This window comes from Streptomyces albus subsp. albus, assembly GCF_000725885.1.
GTDB classification, from domain to species: Bacteria; Actinomycetota; Actinomycetes; order Streptomycetales; family Streptomycetaceae; genus Streptomyces; species Streptomyces albus.
Genome location: NZ_JODR01000009.1, coordinates 183,481 through 201,172, shown reverse-complemented (window position 1 = coordinate 201,172; position 17,692 = coordinate 183,481). Strand labels below are relative to the sequence as shown.

Here is a 17,692-nt window from a genome sequence, read left to right as displayed (position 1 = left end):
GCGAGCGGACCGTGAAGGGCGAGGGGCCGCCTCCGGAGTGGGTGCCGTGCCCGCCGTGTGCGTGCCCACGCTGCACGAAGGGCAGCGTGCCCGACTCCGCCCTCGCATCCGTACGGGCCGCGCTGGAACGGGACCTGACGCTGTGTTCGGACTGCGGGCAGATGCCGCGCCTGGATGTGACCACCACCCCGGTGACCGGGGACTATCCGCCGATCATCAGCGTCACCCGCCGCTGTGCCTGCCCACCCCGGGCATACCCGACCAAGGAGCCGACCGATGGCTGAGCGCACAGCCCGCAGCTTCACCCTCGTCCGCCACATCAGGTGGAAGCTGCACATCGTCGGCCACCACGACGCCGCCCACTCCACCTTCCTGGCCGGCACCTGGCGCACCAGCAGCGCGGAGGACCGGGCCCACGCGCTCGCTCGGCTGGCGTGGGACGCGAGGGACCGGCCCCTCCCGCGCAGCGAAGCCGGGGCCGCCCTCACACTCGCCACCCGCCTGCGCCGCGACGCCCGCGAACACGACGGTCAGGGCAGCGGTCCGTTCATGATCGCGCCGGACCGGACGGCCGACCCCGTCGTACAGATGCGAGCCGCCGTTCTCCTCGCCCACGCGGCGTCACGGGACCGTCGGTACGGCACATGACGGGGAGGCCCGCGCTGCGGCGCTCACCCCTCCGCGTGCCGCCTCTCCCCGCTCTCCGGGTAGCGGCGGGGGGTCCAGACCGTGGTGGTGCCGTCCGGGCGGGTCGTTGTGCGGGTCTGGGAGGAGCCGACGATCAGGAGGGTGCGCATGTCGACGTCCGCCGGGTCGAGGCGGGCCAGCGGGACGACGTGGACGCGTTCGCCGTCGCCGCCCACGTCGCGGGCCACCACGACCGGGGTGTCCGGCGCACGGTGCTCCAGCAGGACCTCGCGGGCCTTGCCGACCTGCCAGGTGCGGCTCCGCGAGCCGGGGTTGTAGAGGGCGAGGGCCAGATCGGCGCGGGCGGCGGCGCGCAGCCGGTCGGCGATGACGTCCCACGGCTTGAGCCGGTCGGAGAGGGAGATCACCGCGTAGTCGTGGCCGAGCGGGGCACCGGCGCGGGCCGCCGCGGCGTTGGCGGCGGTGACCCCGGGCAGCACCCGTACCGGCACGTCGGCGTACGGCTCCTGCGCTGCGGCTTCCAGTACGGCGGTGGCCATGGCGAACACCCCCGGGTCCCCGCCCGATACGACGGCCACCCGCCGGCCGCGCCGGGCCAGTTCCAGCGCGAACTCGGCGCGTTCGGCCTCGACCCGGTTGTCCGAGCCGTGGCGGCGCTGGCCGTCCCGGTGCGGTACCCGGTCCAGGTAGGTGGTGTAGCCGACCAGATCGTCGGCGGCGGCCAGCGCGCCCCGCGTCTGCGGCGTCAGCCACAGCGGGCCGGCGGGGCCGGTGCCGACGACGACCACCTCGCCCCGGGCCGTGGTGGCCGCGGGCTGCCCGTCCCGTTCCCGTACGGCGCCTGCCGGGGCGCCCACCCTGCTCGGCAGGACGGCGACGGAGAAGTACGGCACCGAGTCCGGGTCCACGTCCGCGACCAGGCCCGTGCGTTCGCCGGCCATCGTCGCGCGCTCGACGTAGTGCGCTTCGGCGAGCCGGCCGGAGCGTTCCAGAGCGCGTCGTACCTTCGGGAACGTGCGCCCCAGCTTCATCACCGCCACCGCGTCGCTGGAGGCGAGCCGCGCCGTCAGCTCCTCCTCGGACAGCGTGCCCGGCAGGATCGTGAGGGCCTCCTCCGCCTCCGACAGCGGCGTGCCGAGACGGGCCGCCGACGCGCTGACGGACGTCACCCCCGGGATGACCTCGGTCGGATAGCGGTGGGCAAGCCGCTTATGCATGTGCTGGTAGGAGCCGTAGAAGAGCGGATCGCCCTCGGCCAGGACCGCCACCGTGCGGCCCGCGTCGAGGTGGGCGGCCAGCCGCGCCGCCGCCTCGGCGTAGAACTCCTCCAACGCGCCGCGGTAGCCGCCGGGATGGTCCGTGCCCTCCGTCGTGACGGGGTAGACCAGCGCTTCCTCGATGTGGTCGCGCCGCAGATGCCGGGCCGCGATGGAGCGGGCGATGGAGCGGCCGTGCCGGGCGCTGTGGTACGCGACCACGTCCGCCTCCGCGATGGCCTCGACCGCCCGTACCGTCATCAACGACGGGTCGCCCGGCCCCAGTCCGACACCGAGCAGCCGCCCGGTGCCGCCGGTGCCGGCGCCACCTGCGTTGGCTCCGCCCGCGCCGTTCCCGTCCGCCGCGTGCGCGTTCGCTCTCGTCACCGGCTCTACTCCTCCTCGCTGGCGATGGCGTTGAGCGCGGCCACGGCCAGGGCGCTGCCGCCCCGTCGGCCGTGGACGACCAGGTGATCGAGCCCTGCCTCGTTCGCGGCCAGCGCCTGCTTGGACTCCACCGCACCCACGAAACCGACCGGCACCCCGATGACCGCCGCCGGGCGCGGAGCCCCCTCCGCCACCATCTCCAGCAGCCGGAACAGCGCTGTGGGCGCGTTGCCGACGGCGACCACGGAGCCCTCCAGCCGGTCTCGCCACAGTTCGAGAGCCGCGGCGGTCCTCGTCGTCCCCAACTCGGCGGCCAGGTCGGGCACCCGCGGATCGGCCAGCGTGCAGAGCACCTCGTTGTCGGCGGGCAGCCGCCTGCGGGTCACCCCGCTGGCGATCATCGCCACGTCGCACAGGATCGGCGCCCCCGCGCGCAGCGCCTCGCGGGCACGGGCGACCACACCGGGGGTGTAGGCGAGGTCCCGCACCAGATCGACCATGCCGCAGGCGTGGATCATCCGCACCGCGACCTGACTGACGTCGGCGGGCAGCCCCGCCAGATCCGCCTCGGCGCGGATGGTGGCGAAGGACTGCCGGTAGATGGCAGCGCCGTCCTTCTCGTACTCGAACACTGTGCGCTCAGCTCTCGTCGTCGTCCGTCGGTCGGTCGGTTGTTGTCGTCGGCAGGTCGGGTGTCGGCGCGGGGAGGGAGGGGGTGGTGCCCGCCTGCTGCGGGTCGGCCCGGAAGCGGGCCGCGGCGACGGCGGGGGCCAGCTGCCGCGGAGCGCCGAACGGTACGAGCCTGCCGGTGGCGGGTGCGCCCGGTCCGGGTTCGGCGCCCGGGGCCACCGTCGCCACGTGGTAGCCGTCCGGTGCGGCGACCACTTCGACGCGGGCGCCCCGTGGCTGGCCGCACCGGCGGGTGCAGCCGGACCAGTACACGGGCAACGGCTCATTGGTGGCGGGGGCGCCGCCGGTTGCGGAGCCTTCACCGGTGGTGGAGGCGCGACCGGTTGCGGGACCTGCGGCGGGGGCGCGACCAGTCGCGGGGCCGCCGCCGCTTGCGGGGTCGCCGCGAGTCGCGGAGCCGCCACCGTTTGCGGGGCCGTCGTCCTTGAGGCACGCCGCCGCGTCCGCCCGTACGTCCGCCAACGCCCTGCCGCAGCCGGGCCGTCCGGCGCACGCGCCCACTCCGCGCCAGGCGGAGCCGGGGTCCGTCACCAGCCCGGCCGCATCCAGCGTGGCCCGCAGCGCCGCGGCCCGGGACGGTACGAGGCCGGGCAGGACGACGCCGCGCCACGGCGTGACCCGCAGCTCACCGGCCCCCTGCTCACCGGCGGTGCGGGCCAGCAGCCGCCACTGCGCGACGGTGAGCCGGCCCAGCGGAGCGAGCACGGACAGCGCGACGGTGTCTGCGTCCGTGGTGTCGGCTCCGGCGTCCGTGGTGTCGGCTCCGGCATCCGCGAGGTCGGCACTGCCGTCCGGGGTACCTGGGCGGACGAGCCCGGGCGGCGGGCCGCTCGACGCGGGGGCCGCAGCGGCGGTCGGCGGTACCGCGTCAGCGGCGGCTGGCGGTACCGCATCAACGGCGGCGGGCGGAACCGCGCCGGCGGCGCCGGGTACAGCGACAGTGGTGGCGTCACCGTCGAGGTGCCGGGCGACGAGCCGGTGCAGCAGCGCGTCGGCGCCGTCGGGGAGTTCGCGGACGCGCCACGCCCGTACGCCGTCCTCACGCGCCACGCGGAGGAACGTCAAAGCGGCGGTGAGGGCCGCAGCCGGGGCGCGATCTTCGTCCGTGCCGTCGATACGGAGAGCCTGCGTCGCACCGTCCAGGAGGAGCAGCGCGCCGCCGTCGCGGACCGCGAGCAATGTCACATCCGCGCCGAGTGCGGCCACGTCCCCGCGGCCGTCGTCCAGCGCGAACAGGAACCGCCCCGAGAGCCCCTGGGCCTCTTCGCTTTCGCACAGCAGCTTGTCGAGACGGGTGAGCCAGGGCCGGATGTCCCGGTGTCCGGCGCCGTCCAGTCCGGACAGCGGCGAGGCGACGATGTTGCGTACCCGCTCATGCGCGCGGGAGGGCAGCAGTCCGGCGTCCGTCAGCAGCGCGGCCAGCTCCCGCCCGGACTCGGCGGCGAGCCCGCGGAGTTGGATGTTGCCGCGTGACGTCAGGTGCAGCTCGCCGTCGCCCAGTCGGTCCGCCGCCTCGGCGAGTGCTGCGGCCTGCCCGGCGTCCAGGATGCCGCCGGGCACCCGTATCCGGGCGAGCGCACCGTCGTCCGCCTGGTGCAGCCGGAGCGCGCCGGGGCAGGCGTCGTCGCGCACCCTGGGGGCCGCACAACTCGTTGCAGGAGCAACGGTGGCGGCGTCCTGGGAGGGCGGACGGGCGGGGGAGACGGGCATGGCGGCGAGCATACCCACCCCCTGCGCGGGCCCTCCCGCTCCCGCTGCGCGGCCCCTCCCGCTGTACGAGCCTCCCGCTCCCGGCGGGGCCGCCTCCACGCGGGACCGGCCACCACGGCGGAGCCCTCCCGCACTCTCGGCGGGGCCCTCCCGCACTCCCACCGGAGCCCTCCCCGCCCGGGCCCCCACCGGGCGCTCTCCCGCTGCTCGTCGGACACCCTTACGATGCTCTGGGCGGACCATCCGGTCCGCCCTCATCGCCAGCGACGGCGACAGGGGAGGAAGCCCGGTGCGAATCCGGCGCGGTCCCGCCACTGTGAGCCCGGCTACCGGCCGGGTGAGCCAGGAACTCCCGCCGTCCGAGACCGCCCGGGGCGTGGACACCCCGAGGAAGGGCCGACCGCAGCATGCCGCTTTCGTCACGCGACGCCGCCGCCCAGGGTGACGACACCCCCCGGGTGATCCTCCTCCTCTCGACCTCCGACACGGACCTGCTCAGCGCCCGCGCGGCGAACGCGGCCCATGCGGCTCATGCCGCCCATGCGTCGAACGCCACAGAAGCCGCCGACGGCACAGTCGCCGACGGCACCGAGACCGCAGCGAACCCCGCGAGCACCGACGGCGCCGAGACCACACACAGCGCCGCCGGCACCGACACGGCCCCCGCCCCCATCACCTACCGGTACGCCAACCCGAGCCGCATCCCCGAGGACGCCCTCGCCGAGCAGCTCGACGCGCTGCTGGAGGGCGTCGATCTGGTGGTCGTCCGCCTCCTCGGCGGCATCCGGGCCTGGCAGCAGGGCATCGACCTGCTGCGCGCCGACGCACACCGCCCCCTCGTGGTGCTGACCGGCGAACAGGCCCCGGACGCCCAGTTGATGGCGGCGTCCACGGTGCCGATCGGGGTGGCGGCGGAGGCCCACGCCTACCTGGCGCACGGCGGCCCGGCGAACCTCACCCAGCTGGCCCGGTTCCTGTCCGACACCGTCCTGCTGACGGGCCACGGCTTCGAGCCCCCGGCCCCGGCACCGTCCTGGGGCCCGCTGGAGCGGCGCCCGGGCCAGCAGGCGGAATCCCTCCCGGACGATGCGCCCACCGTTGCGGTGCTCTACTACCGGGCGCACCACATGAGCGGCAACACCGCGTTCGCGGCGGCGTTGTGCGACGCGATCGAGGAGGCCGGCGGCCGGCCGCTGCCGCTGTACGTGGCCTCGCTGCGCACCCCGGAGCCCGAACTCGTCGAGGCGCTGCGCGCTGCCGACACGATCGTCACCACCGTGCTGGCGGCGGGCGGCGCCGGCGGGACGGCACCGGCCCAGGCCGGGGCCGGCGGCGACGACGAGGCGTGGGACGCGGGCGCCCTCACCCGACTCGACGTACCGATCATCCAGGCGCTGTGCCTGACCGCGCCCCGCGCCGACTGGGAGCGCAACGACGAGGGCGTCTCCCCGCTGGACGCGGCCAGCCAGATCGCGGTGCCGGAGTTCGACGGCCGTCTGATCACCGTTCCGTTCTCCTTCAAGGAGATCGACGCCGACGGTCTGCCGTCGTACGTCGCCGACCCGGAGCGGACGGCGCGGGTCGCGGGCATCGCCGTCCGGCACGCGCGGCTGCGGCACATCCCGGCCGCCGAGAAGCGGCTGGCGCTCGTGCTGTCCGCCTACCCGACCAAGCACTCCCGCATCGGCAACGCCGTCGGTCTCGACACCCCCGCAAGCGCCATGGCCCTGCTGCGCCGGCTGCGGGCGGAGGGCTACGACTTCGGCCCGCCCGAGGACATCCCGGGCCTCACGGGCCCCGCCGGCAACGCTGGGCGGACCGCTGACGACGGCGGGCAGACCGCCGGCAACGACGGCTCCGGGGCCGCCGACGAGAACGACGGCTCCGAGACCGCCGCCGTCGGCGAGCACGACGGCGACGCCCTCATCCGGGCCCTGATCGAGGCCGGCGGCCACGACCAGGAGTGGCTCACCGAGGAACAGCTCGCCAAGAACCCGGTCCGCATCCCGGCAGCCGACTACCGCCGCTGGTACGCCACGCTGCCGCAGGAGCTGCGCGACGCGGTGGAGGAGCACTGGGGGCCGCCGCCCGGCGAGATGTTCGTCGACCGCAGCCGCAACCCGGAGGGCGACATCGTCCTGGCGGCACTGCGCCGCGGCAACCTGCTGATCCTCATCCAGCCGCCGCGCGGCTTCGGCGAGAACCCGATCGCCATCTACCACGACCCGGACCTGCCGCCCTCGCACCACTATCTGGCCGCCTACCGCTGGATCGCCACGCCCCGCGAGGACGGCGGTTTCGGCGCCGACGCGATGATCCACCTGGGCAAGCACGGCAACCTGGAGTGGCTGCCCGGCAAGAACGCGGGCCTGTCGGCGGCGTGCGCGCCCGACGCCGCGCTGGGCGACCTGCCGCTGGTCTACCCGTTCCTGGTCAACGACCCGGGCGAGGGCACCCAGGCCAAGCGCCGGGTGCACGCCACGCTGGTGGACCATCTGGTGCCGCCGATGGCGCGGGCCGACTCCTACGGGGACATCGCCCGGCTGGAACAGCTGCTGGACGAGTACGCGCAGATCAGCTCCATGGACCCGGCGAAGCTGCCGGCGATCCGCGCACAGATCTGGACCCTCATCCAGGCGGCGAAGCTGGACCACGACCTGGGTCTGGAGGAGCGCCCGGACGACGAGGGCTTCGACGACTTCCTGCTGCACGTGGACGGCTGGCTGTGCGAGGTGAAGGACGCGCAGATCCGCGACGGGCTGCACGTGCTGGGCGCGGCGCCCACCGGCGCGGACCGGGTCAACCTCGTCCTGGCGATCCTGCGCGCCCGCCAGATCTGGGGCGGCACGCGTACCCTGCCGGGTCTGCGGGAGGCCCTCGGACTGGACGAGTCGGCGGCGACCCGTACGGCCTCCGACGCGGCCGAGGCGACGGCGCGGGAGCTGGCCGAGGCGATGGAGGAGGCCGACTGGGACCCGGAGGCGGTGCCCCGCGTCGCCGCCGGCCACCCGGAGCAGGTGGCGCAGATCCTCGACTTCGCCGCCCGCGAGGTGGTGCCGCGGCTGGCGGCCACCACCGCCGAGCTGGACCACACGGTGCACGCGCTGGCCGGCGGTTTCGTCCCGGCGGGCCCCTCCGGCTCCCCGCTGCGCGGCCTGGTCAACGTGCTGCCGACGGGCCGCAACTTCTACTCCGTCGACCCCAAGGCCGTCCCCTCCCGTCTCGCCTGGGAGACGGGCCAGGCCCTCGCCGACTCCCTCCTGGAGCGGTACCGCGACGACAACGGCACCTGGCCCACCTCCGTCGGCCTGTCCCTGTGGGGCACCAGCGCCATGCGCACCGCGGGCGACGACATCGCCGAGGCGCTGGCGCTGCTGGGCATCCGCCCGGTGTGGGACGAGGCGTCCCGCCGCGTCACGGGACTGGAACCCGTCCCGTACGAGGAGCTGGGCCGTCCCCGTATCGACGTCACGCTGCGGATCTCGGGCTTCTTCCGGGACGCGTTCCCGCACGCGGTGGCGCTGCTGGACGACGCCGTCCGGCTGGCCGCGTCCCTCGACGAGCCCGCCGACGTCAACCACGTACGCGCCCACGCCCAGCAGGACCTGGCCGAGCACGGCGACGAACGCCGGGCCACCACCCGGATCTTCGGCTCCCGCCCCGGCACCTACGGCGCGGGCCTGCTCCAGCTGATCGACTCCCGCGACTGGCGCACCGACGCCGACCTCGCCGAGGTCTACACGGTGTGGGGCGGCTACGCCTACGGCCGCGACCTGGACGGCCGCCCGGCCCGCGAGGAGATGGAGACGGCGTACAAGCGGATCGCGGTGGCCGCCAAGAACACCGACACCCGCGAGCACGACATCGCCGACTCCGACGACTACTTCCAGTACCACGGCGGCATGGTCGCCACGGTGCGCGCCCTGCGCGGCTCCGCGCCGGAGGCGTACATCGGCGACTCCACCCGCCCCGAGACCGTCCGCACCCGCACCCTCATGGAGGAGACGTCCCGCGTCTTCCGCGCCCGCGTCGTCAACCCCAAATGGATCGAGGCGATGCGCCGCCACGGCTACAAGGGCGCGTTCGAGCTGGCGGCGACCGTCGACTACCTCTTCGGCTACGACGCCACCACCGGCGTGGTCGCCGACTGGATGTACGACAAACTCACCGAGGCGTACGTCCTGGACGACACCACGCGCACCTTCCTCCAGGAGAACAACCCCTGGGCGCTGCACGGCATCGCCGAACGGCTGCTGGAGGCCGAGTCCCGCGGCATGTGGTCCAAGCCGGACCCGGAAGCCCTCGACGCCCTCCGCCGCATCTACCTGGAGACGGAAGGCGAACTGGAACAGGACGAGTAAGCCCGATCCGGCCCCGTCCGGGAACCCGCTTACGGGTTCCGTCCAGCCCGGCGGCAGGCACTGTCTGTCCGTTCGCGGCGGGTCTCGTCCGGTCGGCTGCGGCACGGCATCCTGGCTGGCTGCTTACGGGTTCCGTCCAGCCCGGCGGCAGGCACTGTCTGTCCGTTCGCGGCGGGTCTCGTCCGGTCGGCTGCGGCACGGCATCCCGGCTGGCTGCTTACGGGGCCCGCCCAGCCCGGCGGCAGGCACTGTCTGTCCGGTCGCCGCGGGTCCCATCCGGTCGGCTGCGGTACGCGCTCGGCCAGGCGCGAACGGTCCCGTCCGGTCAGGCGCGAACGGTCCCGTCCGGCCAAGCGGGCCGCGGGGTTCGTTCGGCCGGACGCCGTGGGTCCCTCCGGCCAGCCGCTGCGGGCTCCATGCAGTCAGCTACCGCGGGCTCCATCCGGCTCGTCCGGTGGATCCCGTCCGGCCGGACGTGGTGGGCCCTACCCGACCGGGCACACCCGCCCGCCCGGTCCGCCAGGGCGTGCCCGTTCACGACCGGCGACCCTCATCACCGTCACCGTCACCGTCACCGTCCCGGTGCAGGGCGCGGCCGAGACGCGGGCCCAGCCAGCGCTTGAACCGCAGCAGCGCCTCGGACCGGTTCACCGCGCTGTCCACCCGGTAGTACAGCGCGGGCGGCACGTACGGCAGCAGCGGCGAGTGCCGCTGCCCCAGCAGGGCGAACATCTGCTCGGGTGGCAGCCGGGTGTAGCGCGGCAGGTTCCCGAACCAGCGGGCGCTGTAGCGGGCGGCGCTCTGCGCGGCCAGTACGGCCGGCCGACGCGACCGCTCGTAGTGGCGCAGCGCCTCGGACAGCCCCGGCGCCCGGTCGAGCGCGTCGGCCAGGGCGAGCGCGTCCTCCAGCGCCAGCGTGGTGCCGGCCCCGATCGAGAAGTGCGTGGTGTGCGCGGCGTCCCCGAGCAGGACGACGTTGCCCCGGTGCCACGTCCGGTTGCTGAGGGTGCGGAAGTTCTGCCACGGCACCCCGGCCTGCTGCCCCGCCGCGTCCGGTGCCGGCGGCCGGGCCAGGAGGGCGTGCCCGTCCAGTGGCTTGACGAACAACCGCTGGAGCAGCTCCAGCGACTCGGCCTCCCCGGCCCGGTCCAGGCCAAGCCCCCGCCAGGTGTCCGGCCCGCACTCCACCACGAACGTGCTGCGCTCGTCGCTGTATTTGTAGCCGTAGCACCAGACCCATCCGTGCTCCGTCTCCTCGAACGCGAACGTGAAGGAGTCGAACACTTTGCTGGTGCCCAGCCAGGCGTACATATGGCGCCCCCGGGTGAGGCGCGGCCCGAAGTCCTCCGCCCACGCACTCCGCAGCCGGCTGTTGACGCCGTCGCTCGCCACGACGAGATCCGCCCCCGCCAGCTCGGCCGCCCCCGGCGCGACCTCGTGCGAGAACTCCACCCGCACCCCCAGCCCCCGCGCCCGCTCCGTGAGGATGCCCAGCAGCTCCCGTCGTCCGATCCCGAACCCCTCGTCCCCCCGGTGCGTGGTCGTCCCCCCGTGGATGAAGGCGGTCCCGTCACTCCACCGCACCGACTGTTCGCGGATCGCCCCCGCGCACACCGGGTCGCCCCGCTCCAACGATTCCAGCAGCCCCGCCCAGTAGGTGACACCCCACCCGTATGTCGAGCCCTCCGGTCGCCGCTCGTACACGGTGACCTCGTGCGCCGGGTCCCGCAGCTTCATCAGCACCGCGAGGAACAGCCCCGCGGGCCCACCACCGACACAAGAGATCCGCACGATTCCTCCTGGAACGTCACCCGGAACACCACCCACAGACAAACGCCCATATTGCCCGTATCACCCCGTACGTTCACGCACCCCGACCACGCCCTCACCCACCACCCACCGGACGGCGGCGACACGAACGGGCCGCGCCCGGAATCCGGCCAGTGGCCGACTTACCCCCTACGCACGACGCCCCCCATCGGCGAGACTGCCGTACTCGACCGGCGGCGAGGGGGAGGGGACACGGATGGCGGCTCGGCGCGGACGGGGCGCGGCAGCACGCAGACGGAAGGCGGCACGCCGCCGCTCGGCCGCGGCGGCCATCGTTGCGACGGCTGTCCTCCTGACCGCACTCCGGCCGGAGGTCCGGCCCTACCTCCTGGCCGCGGCACTGCTGGCCGCCGCGGGCGCGGGCGGCTGGTGGCTGTGGCGCAAGGACCGGCTGACCCGCGAACAGGACCGCCGCTGGCGCCAGGCCGACAGGATCAGCGCCGGGCGCCGGACCCTGGCCGAGGTCGACGCGATGACCGGCACCGAGTTCGAGGAACTGGTCGCGCAACTGTGCCGACGGGACGGCTGCACCGAGGTACGCCGGGTGGGCGGCTCCCACGACAACGGAGCCGACGTCGTCGGCCGCCTCCCGGACGGCCGCAGCATGGTCATCCAGTGCAAGCGCTACACACCGTCCAGCACGATCGCGAGCCGCGAGATGCGCGACCTGCTGGGGGCCAGAGTGCACTTCGGGGCGGACCTGGCCGTCTTCGTGACGACCACCCGCTTCAGCCGCCCCTCGGAGAAGTTCGCGGTCCAACACGGAATCCTCGCCGTCCACCGCGACCACCTGGGCCTGTGGAACAGCGGAGCCTCCCTGCAGTCCCTCACCGAAGTGAACGGCGCCGGCCAGGGCAACCTCCACCACCGAGCCCGCTGGAAACAGGCTTACGGGAAGTGAGGGGGCAGCGACCCCTTCCCCCGGCCCCGGGTACCCGAGATTCTCGGAGCACCGGCACGCACTCCCCTGGTGCAGCACTTGCAGGCCAACCCCGGTACCGCGTACACGGTTTCCAACCGGACGGCGGCCCGGCGGATGGCCGGGGACCCGTCGGCAACCACAGTCGACCGATACACGTCAGGGCCTGCCTTCCTCACCGGAAGACAGGCCCTGACCTGGTGTTTCTTCAGTCGGGGTGGCGGGATTTGAACCCACGACCTCTTCGTCCCGAACGAAGCGCGCTGCCAAGCTGCGCTACACCCCGAAGCAACGAGGACTACTTTAGCCCAGGGGAGCGCTGAGGTGAAATCGGGTTCCGGGGTGGGGGTCAGGAGGGGCGGGGGAGGAGGGTGAGGAGGGTGGACTCCGGGGGGCAGGCGAAGCGGACGGGGGTGTAGCGGTTGGTGCCGCAACCTGCGCTGACGTGCAGATATGACTCGTGGCCGCCCGCGCGGTGGGTGGAGAGCCCCTTCACGCGGTCGGTGTCGAGGTCGCAGTTGGTGACGAGGGCGCCGTAGAAGGGGATGCAGAGCTGGCCGCCGTGGGTGTGGCCGGCCAGGATCAGCGGGTAGCGGTCGGCGGTGAACGCGTCGAGTACGCGCAGATACGGAGCGTGTACGACGGCGAGGGAGAAGTCGGCGTCCTCCTCCGGGCCGCCGGCGACCTCGCCGTAGCGGTCCCGCTTGATGTGCGGGTCGTCCAGGCCGGTCAGGGCGATCTCCTGGCCGCCGTCCAGCTTGATGCGGCCCCGCGTGTTTGAGAGGCCGACCCAGCCGGCGGCGTCGAACGCGTCCCGCATGCCCTCCCACGGGTTGTGGACGGCGCCGACCACCGGCGGGTTGCCGTTGAGTCCGTGCTTGCCGCTGATCTTCTCCGCCAGGTACTTGGCGGGGTTGCGCAGCCGGGGCCCGTAGTAGTCGTTCGAGCCGAAGACGTAGGCACCCGGGTACTCCATCAACGGGCCGAGCGCGTCGAGGACTTCGGGAACGGCCTCGGGGTCCGACAGGTTGTCGCCGGTGTTGATCACGAAGTCGGGCCGCAGGGCCGCCAGCTCGCGCAGCCACCGCTGCTTCTTGCGCTGGCCGGACACCATGTGGATGTCGGAGATCTGGAGGACGCGCAGCGGGTGCATTCCCGGCGGCAGTACAGGTACGGACACCCGTCGCAGGCGGAACGAGCGGGCTTCGACACCCGCCGCGTATCCGATGCAGGCCGCACCGAACGCGGTGATGCCGACGGCTGTCTTCAGGGGGATCCGGTAACGCGCGCGCATGGCCCCATGGTGGCAGACCCCGGAACGTCCCGGAGTCCCTGTGGACGATCTTGAAGCCGGATCGTTGATCTTGAGCGGAGTCGGGCGAGCGGCATCGCCCGGGCCCCTCCTGGGGCGGATATCCGGGGCGGTCACCGCCCGGCGCCTGGCACACTGACCTCATGACCACGCTCAAGTCCCGGCTGCAGGACGACCTCACCGCAGCGATCAAGGAGCGCGACGAGCTCCGTTCCGCCACCCTCCGGATGACCCTGGCCGCCATCACCAAGGAGGAGGTCTCCGGCTCCAGCGCGCGCGAGCTCTCCGACGACGAGGTGCAGAAGGTCATCGCCGGCGAGGCGAAGAAGCGGCGCGAGGCGGCGGAGGCCTTCGCGAGCGGGGGACGTCCGGAGCAGGCCGAGCGGGAACGGGCCGAGGGCGAGGTGCTCGCGGTCTACCTGCCCAAGCAGCTGACCGACGAGGAGCTGGAGACGCTGGTCGCCGAGGCCGTGGCGGAGGCCCGCGCGGGCGGTGCCGAGGGGCCGAAGGCCATGGGCGCCGTCATGAAGATCGTCACCCCGAAGGTCGCCGGCCGTGCCGAGGGCGGCCGGGTCGCCGCCGCTGTGAAGAAGCGCCTCGCCGCCGGCTGACCACCCGTTGGCCACCCGCTGGGTCGGGCGCCTCTGCGGCTGGTCGGCCTTCGGCCGGGGCCATCCCCGGGTGGGCCTGTCCCCCGGGTCGGCCCGGCGCGCTGGTTGGCCGTCGCACCACCCGGCCGTAGCCCGTAGCCCGCACCACGTGTGCGGCCCTTTCGGCGGTCGGCCTGTGCGCCGATGCGCGCCTACGACATGTAAGGGGCACCCTCCCAGGAGGGTGCCCCTTACTGCGTCGCGCTGCCGGACGCTGTGGCCGTCGCCACCGGACAGCTGCCGCCACTACCCGGCCGTGCCACTACGTGACAGTCACAGCCGCCGTCACGGCCACGCTCCGCCCGCGTCGTCCCAGCCGCCGCCTCCGTGGTCGTTGCCGTTCCCGCCGGGCAGGCCGCCGCCGCCCGGCAGGCCGCCGATGCCGCCGGGGCGTCCGCCGTGGCCGCCCCCGCCGTCGCCGCCGCCGATCAGGTCCGGCGGGACCGTCACGTCGGGCCAGGGGTTGTCGGGGCGTTCGACCCCGGCGTTGGTCGCGCCGTTGGCGCCGCCCTGCTGGGGCGGGCGGTGGGCCGGGGTGCGGGACTTCTTGCCGCCGTCCCGGATGTTGACGTGGTGGAAGTCCGGTGCCGGCTCGCCCTCCAGCGCGCCTGCCATCGCGTCCCGCCAGATGGGGCCGGGGACCTCACCGCCGAAGACCTTGTCGTAGGTGCGGCCACCGATGGAGATGTCGACCATCCGGGTGCGGTGCGCGGGGTCACCGACCCAGACGGCGCCGGACATGTTCGGGGTGTAGCCGACGAACCAGGCGGCGTACCGCTGGTCGGTCGTACCCGTCTTGCCCGCGCTGTCGCGTCCGCTCAGGCCCGCCTTCTTGCCGGTGCCGTCCTCGACGACGCCGCGCAGCAGGGAGTTGACCGTGTCGGCGGTCTTGGTCCGCATCGCCCGCTTGCACGAGGTCTTGGGCACGTCCAGTTTCTTGCCCTGCGCGTCGGTGATCGACTCGATGGCGACGGAGGTGCAGTGCACGCCGCGGTTGGCGAAGGTGGCGTACCCCTCGGCCATCGTCAGCGGCGACATCTCCTGGGTGCCGAGGGAGATCGACGGCACCTGGTCGATCTTCTTCCCGTCGGCGCGCTCGATGCCCATCTTCTTCGCCATGGTCGTCACCGGGCAGATGCCGGTGTCCCCTATCAGCGAGACGAAGTAGGTGTTGACCGACTTCGCGGTCGCCTCCTTCATCCGGTAGGGGCCGACCTCGGTGGAGTTCTCGTTCTCGACCGGTGCCTTGCCCTTCCACTTGCCGTTGCAGGTGTCGACGGGCGACGGGTACTGCATGCGGTACGGGGAGGGGTACGAGCGGTAGGGGCTGACGCCCTTGTCGAGCGCGGCGGCGGCGATCACCGGCTTGAAGGTGGAGCCGGGCTGGTAGCCGGCGCCGCCGCCCATGTCCTCGTCCACCGAGAGGTTTATCTGGGTCTCGTTCTTCTTGACGTCGAAGCCGTAGGGGCGGGACTGGCCCATGCCCAGGATCTTGCCGGTGCCCGGCTCGACGATCGCCGCGGCGGTGGCGACCGAGTCCGACTCGTTCACATGGGACCGGATCGAGTTCTGGACCGACTTCTGGGCCTTGGGGTCGAGGGTCGTCCTGATGGTCAGACCGCCCCGGTCCCAGCGTTTGGCCCGCGCCTTGCGGGTCTTGCCGAACGCCGGATCGGTCAGGAAGACCTGGCGTACGTAGTCGCAGAAGAAGCCGGCGCCCATGGTGGCGGTGATGCAGCCGTTCTCGGGCCGGCTGACGTCCAGGCCGAGCGGCTTGCGCTTGGCCTTCGCGGCCTGCGCGCGGGTGATGTCGTGGTGGACGGCCATCCGGTCGAGGACGACGTTGCGCCGTTTGAGGGCCTCGTCCTCGTTCAGCACCGGGTCGTACCGGGACGGCGACTGGACGATGCCCGCGAGCAGTGCCGCCTGGTCCAGTTCCAGGTCCTTGGCCGACTTGGAGAAGTACCGCTGGGAGGCGGCCTCCACGCCGTACGCCTGCTGCCCGAAGAAGGTGATGTTGAGGTAGTTCTCCAGGATCTGCTTCTTGCCCAGCTCCTCCTCGACCTGGATCGCGTACTTCAGTTCGCGGATCTTGCGGCCGATCGTCTGCTGGGTGGCCTGGGCGACCTTGTCCGGGTCGTTGCCCGCCTCCTCCACGAAGACGTTCTTGACGTACTGCTGCGTGAGAGTGGAGGCGCCCTGGGAGACCTGTCCCGACTGGGCATTGCGGTTGAGCGCGCGCAGTACGCCCTTGAGGTCCACGGCGCCGTGCTTGTAGAAGCGGGCGTCCTCGATGGCGACGATCGCCTTGCGCATGTAAGGGGAGATGTCCTTGAGGTCCACGACGGTGCGGTCCCGCGAGTACACCTTGGCGATCTCGCCGCCCTCGTTGTCCAGGATCGTCGTCCGCTGGCTGAGCGGGGGCCGCTTGAGGTTGACCGGCAGCTCGTCGAAGCCCTCCACCGTGCCCTTGGCGGCCAGGCCCAGGGTGCCGACGGCGGGCAGCGCGAGCCCGGCCATCACCGTTCCCGCCAGCACGCTGACGCCGACGAACTTGGCGATCTGCTGGGGCCTGCTGACGCCGCGGCCCGCCCGCTTCTTAGCCATGGGTAAGAGCCTACGCCGAGCGACCCCCGAGCAAGTCGCCGGGAAGCGTGGCAAATGCCGGACAGCGGTCCCGGGCAGCGATCGGACGAGTTCCGGCCGGTCCTGGAAGAACAGGAATCGGACAGTTTCCGGTCGACGGCCACGACCCGGCAACCCGGGCCGGGCCCCGGGCGGGACACGCCCGACGGCAGCCGGTTCCCTTCCGCGCCACTGGCACCCGCACTGTCCTGGGGTCACTCCGTTGGGTGATGTGCCGGGTACGCATAGTCCGATCGGACCATGCAAGATTGGGCCCGAAGGGGGTGTTGCGCCCGGACCGCTCTTCCGTAACGTCCTCAACTGGCAACGGTGAATATGCCGTTCGCCGCCGTGGGGGAGCCTCGATTCGGGAGAGGACGGCACCGGCAATGAGCTGGGTTACAGACTGGAGTGCGCAGGCGGCATGCCGCTCTACGGATCCGGACGAACTGTTCGTGCAGGGGGCCGCGCAGAACCGCGCGAAGGCCGTCTGCACGGGCTGCCCGGTCCGCACGGAATGTCTCGCGGACGCACTGGACAACCGCGTGGAATTCGGAGTCTGGGGAGGTATGACCGAGCGCGAGCGCAGAGCACTGCTCCGCCGCCGCCCGACGGTCACCTCCTGGCGACGCCTCCTGGAGACCGCGCGGTCGGAGTACGAGCGCAGCAGCGGAATGGTGCTGCCGGTGGATGTGGAACTGGGCGCGGAGGAACGCGAACAGCGGTACGCGGCAGTCGGGTAGCGGGCCCCACGGTCCGGCCCCGGCCGGTCCCACGGTCCGGTCCTGCGGTCCGGGTTCCACGGTACCGGCGGTGGGTCTCGACGCCCGGTCCGCGCCGGAACGCGACGCGCCCTGCTGTCGGCGGGCGTCCACCGCTTCGTTCGCGACCTGATGCCGTCGCCTGACGGCGTGACGCGCGCTTGCGGAAACGGTCCTGCGGGACCAGCCCTCTGGATACGGGCACGCCGGGACGGTTGCGCTGTCCGCCGGGTCGGGTCCGCTGTCCGCCGGAACGGTCCTGCTGAGTGCCGGAACGGTCCTGCAGCCGGGCTCCGACGGACGAAGGGCCTCTCGGGTTGCGCCCGGGAGGTGGCGGGCCGCAGGCGGTCGGGCGCGCGGCGGCGCCGTCAGGTGCGGTGCGACCGTCGCCGGTCGTCGGCATGCTGGCGGCTGGCCGAGCGCCGCAGGCCTCGGCGCCAGGCGGTGATGCCCGGCGGGGTGGTGGGAGCCGGCGGATGTGTCGGACGGCCCCGGTCGGCCGGTCGTCCCGGCATGGTCAGCAGCCGGTCAGCGTGCCGCCCC

At 73.3% G+C, this 17,692-nt stretch carries 12 protein-coding genes, 1 tRNA gene and 1 riboswitch; of the genes, 6 read left to right on the top strand and 7 right to left on the bottom strand.

Annotation, left to right across the window (positions count from 1 at the left end; genetic code table 11):
* The first annotated feature begins 86 nt into the window (after positions 1-86).
* Both IO40_RS35270 and IO40_RS0111990 read left to right on the top strand, forming a co-directional pair.
* Entirely contained in the window at positions 87-284 is a 198-nt protein-coding gene (locus IO40_RS35270) for a hypothetical protein (protein ID WP_106963950.1), read from the top strand.
* The gene (locus tag IO40_RS0111990) at positions 277-648 is read left to right on the top strand and encodes a hypothetical protein (protein WP_016473065.1); all 372 of its coding nucleotides are present in this window, start codon (positions 277-279) and stop codon (positions 646-648) included. Before IO40_RS35270 ends, IO40_RS0111990 begins: the two co-directional genes overlap by 8 nt.
* Before the next feature lie 23 nt (positions 649-671).
* Here the strand turns inward: IO40_RS0111990 and cobJ are convergent, their stop codons facing one another.
* From cobJ to cobG, 3 genes are all read right to left on the bottom strand, one after another.
* Complete coding sequence (gene cobJ / locus IO40_RS0111985) at positions 672-2,204, bottom strand: precorrin-3B C(17)-methyltransferase (RefSeq protein WP_031175390.1); 1,533 nt, start codon at positions 2,202-2,204, stop codon at positions 672-674.
* Positions 2,205-2,296: 92 nt separating this feature from the next.
* Complete coding sequence (locus IO40_RS0111980; protein ID WP_016473063.1) at positions 2,297-2,923, bottom strand: precorrin-8X methylmutase; 627 nt, start codon at positions 2,921-2,923, stop codon at positions 2,297-2,299.
* 7 nt (positions 2,924-2,930) lie between these two features.
* Positions 2,931-4,703 carry a precorrin-3B synthase gene (gene cobG, locus IO40_RS0111975; RefSeq protein WP_033229839.1) on the bottom strand — a complete coding sequence of 591 codons (1,773 nt, stop codon included), beginning with the start codon at positions 4,701-4,703 and terminating at the stop codon, positions 2,931-2,933.
* Between the two features lie 266 nt (positions 4,704-4,969).
* Positions 4,970-5,043, top strand: a riboswitch (cobalamin riboswitch).
* Positions 5,044-5,098: 55 nt separating this feature from the next.
* Between cobG and cobN the strand changes: the two genes are divergently transcribed.
* Positions 5,099-9,052 (top strand): cobaltochelatase subunit CobN, encoded by a 3,954-nt coding sequence (cobN, locus tag IO40_RS0111970; protein WP_031175388.1) that lies wholly within the window; start codon positions 5,099-5,101, stop codon positions 9,050-9,052.
* 534 nt (positions 9,053-9,586) lie between these two features.
* On the opposite strand, the gene IO40_RS0111965 is transcribed toward cobN, so the two are convergent.
* The gene (locus IO40_RS0111965; RefSeq protein ID WP_033229838.1) at positions 9,587-10,843 is read right to left on the bottom strand and encodes an FAD-dependent monooxygenase; all 1,257 of its coding nucleotides are present in this window, start codon (positions 10,841-10,843) and stop codon (positions 9,587-9,589) included.
* Between the two features lie 235 nt (positions 10,844-11,078).
* Between IO40_RS0111965 and IO40_RS0111960 the strand changes: the two genes are divergently transcribed.
* The gene (locus tag IO40_RS0111960) at positions 11,079-11,783 is read left to right on the top strand and encodes a restriction endonuclease (protein WP_078659789.1); all 705 of its coding nucleotides are present in this window, start codon (positions 11,079-11,081) and stop codon (positions 11,781-11,783) included.
* A 230-nt stretch (positions 11,784-12,013) separates the two neighbouring features.
* On the opposite strand, the gene IO40_RS0111955 is transcribed toward IO40_RS0111960, so the two are convergent.
* A tRNA-Pro gene (locus tag IO40_RS0111955) sits at positions 12,014-12,087 on the bottom strand.
* 63 nt (positions 12,088-12,150) lie between these two features.
* A complete protein-coding gene (locus tag IO40_RS0111950) occupies positions 12,151-13,095 on the bottom strand; it encodes a metallophosphoesterase (RefSeq protein WP_016473049.1) in 945 nt (314 codons plus the stop codon).
* Positions 13,096-13,256: 161 nt separating this feature from the next.
* On the opposite strand from IO40_RS0111950, the gene IO40_RS0111945 reads away from it, so the two are divergent.
* A complete protein-coding gene (locus IO40_RS0111945; protein ID WP_016473048.1) occupies positions 13,257-13,724 on the top strand; it encodes a GatB/YqeY domain-containing protein in 468 nt (155 codons plus the stop codon).
* Between the two features lie 324 nt (positions 13,725-14,048).
* Here IO40_RS0111945 and IO40_RS0111940 read toward each other — a convergent pair whose 3' ends face one another.
* Positions 14,049-16,370: a transglycosylase domain-containing protein gene (locus IO40_RS0111940; protein WP_016473047.1), complete on the bottom strand. Its 2,322-nt coding sequence runs from the start codon at positions 16,368-16,370 to the stop codon at positions 14,049-14,051.
* A 407-nt stretch (positions 16,371-16,777) separates the two neighbouring features.
* Here IO40_RS0111940 and IO40_RS0111935 point away from each other — a divergent pair, with 407 nt between their 5' ends.
* Entirely contained in the window at positions 16,778-17,131 is a 354-nt protein-coding gene (locus IO40_RS0111935; protein WP_030407678.1) for a WhiB family transcriptional regulator, read from the top strand.
* Positions 17,132-17,692: the final 561 nt, after the last annotated feature.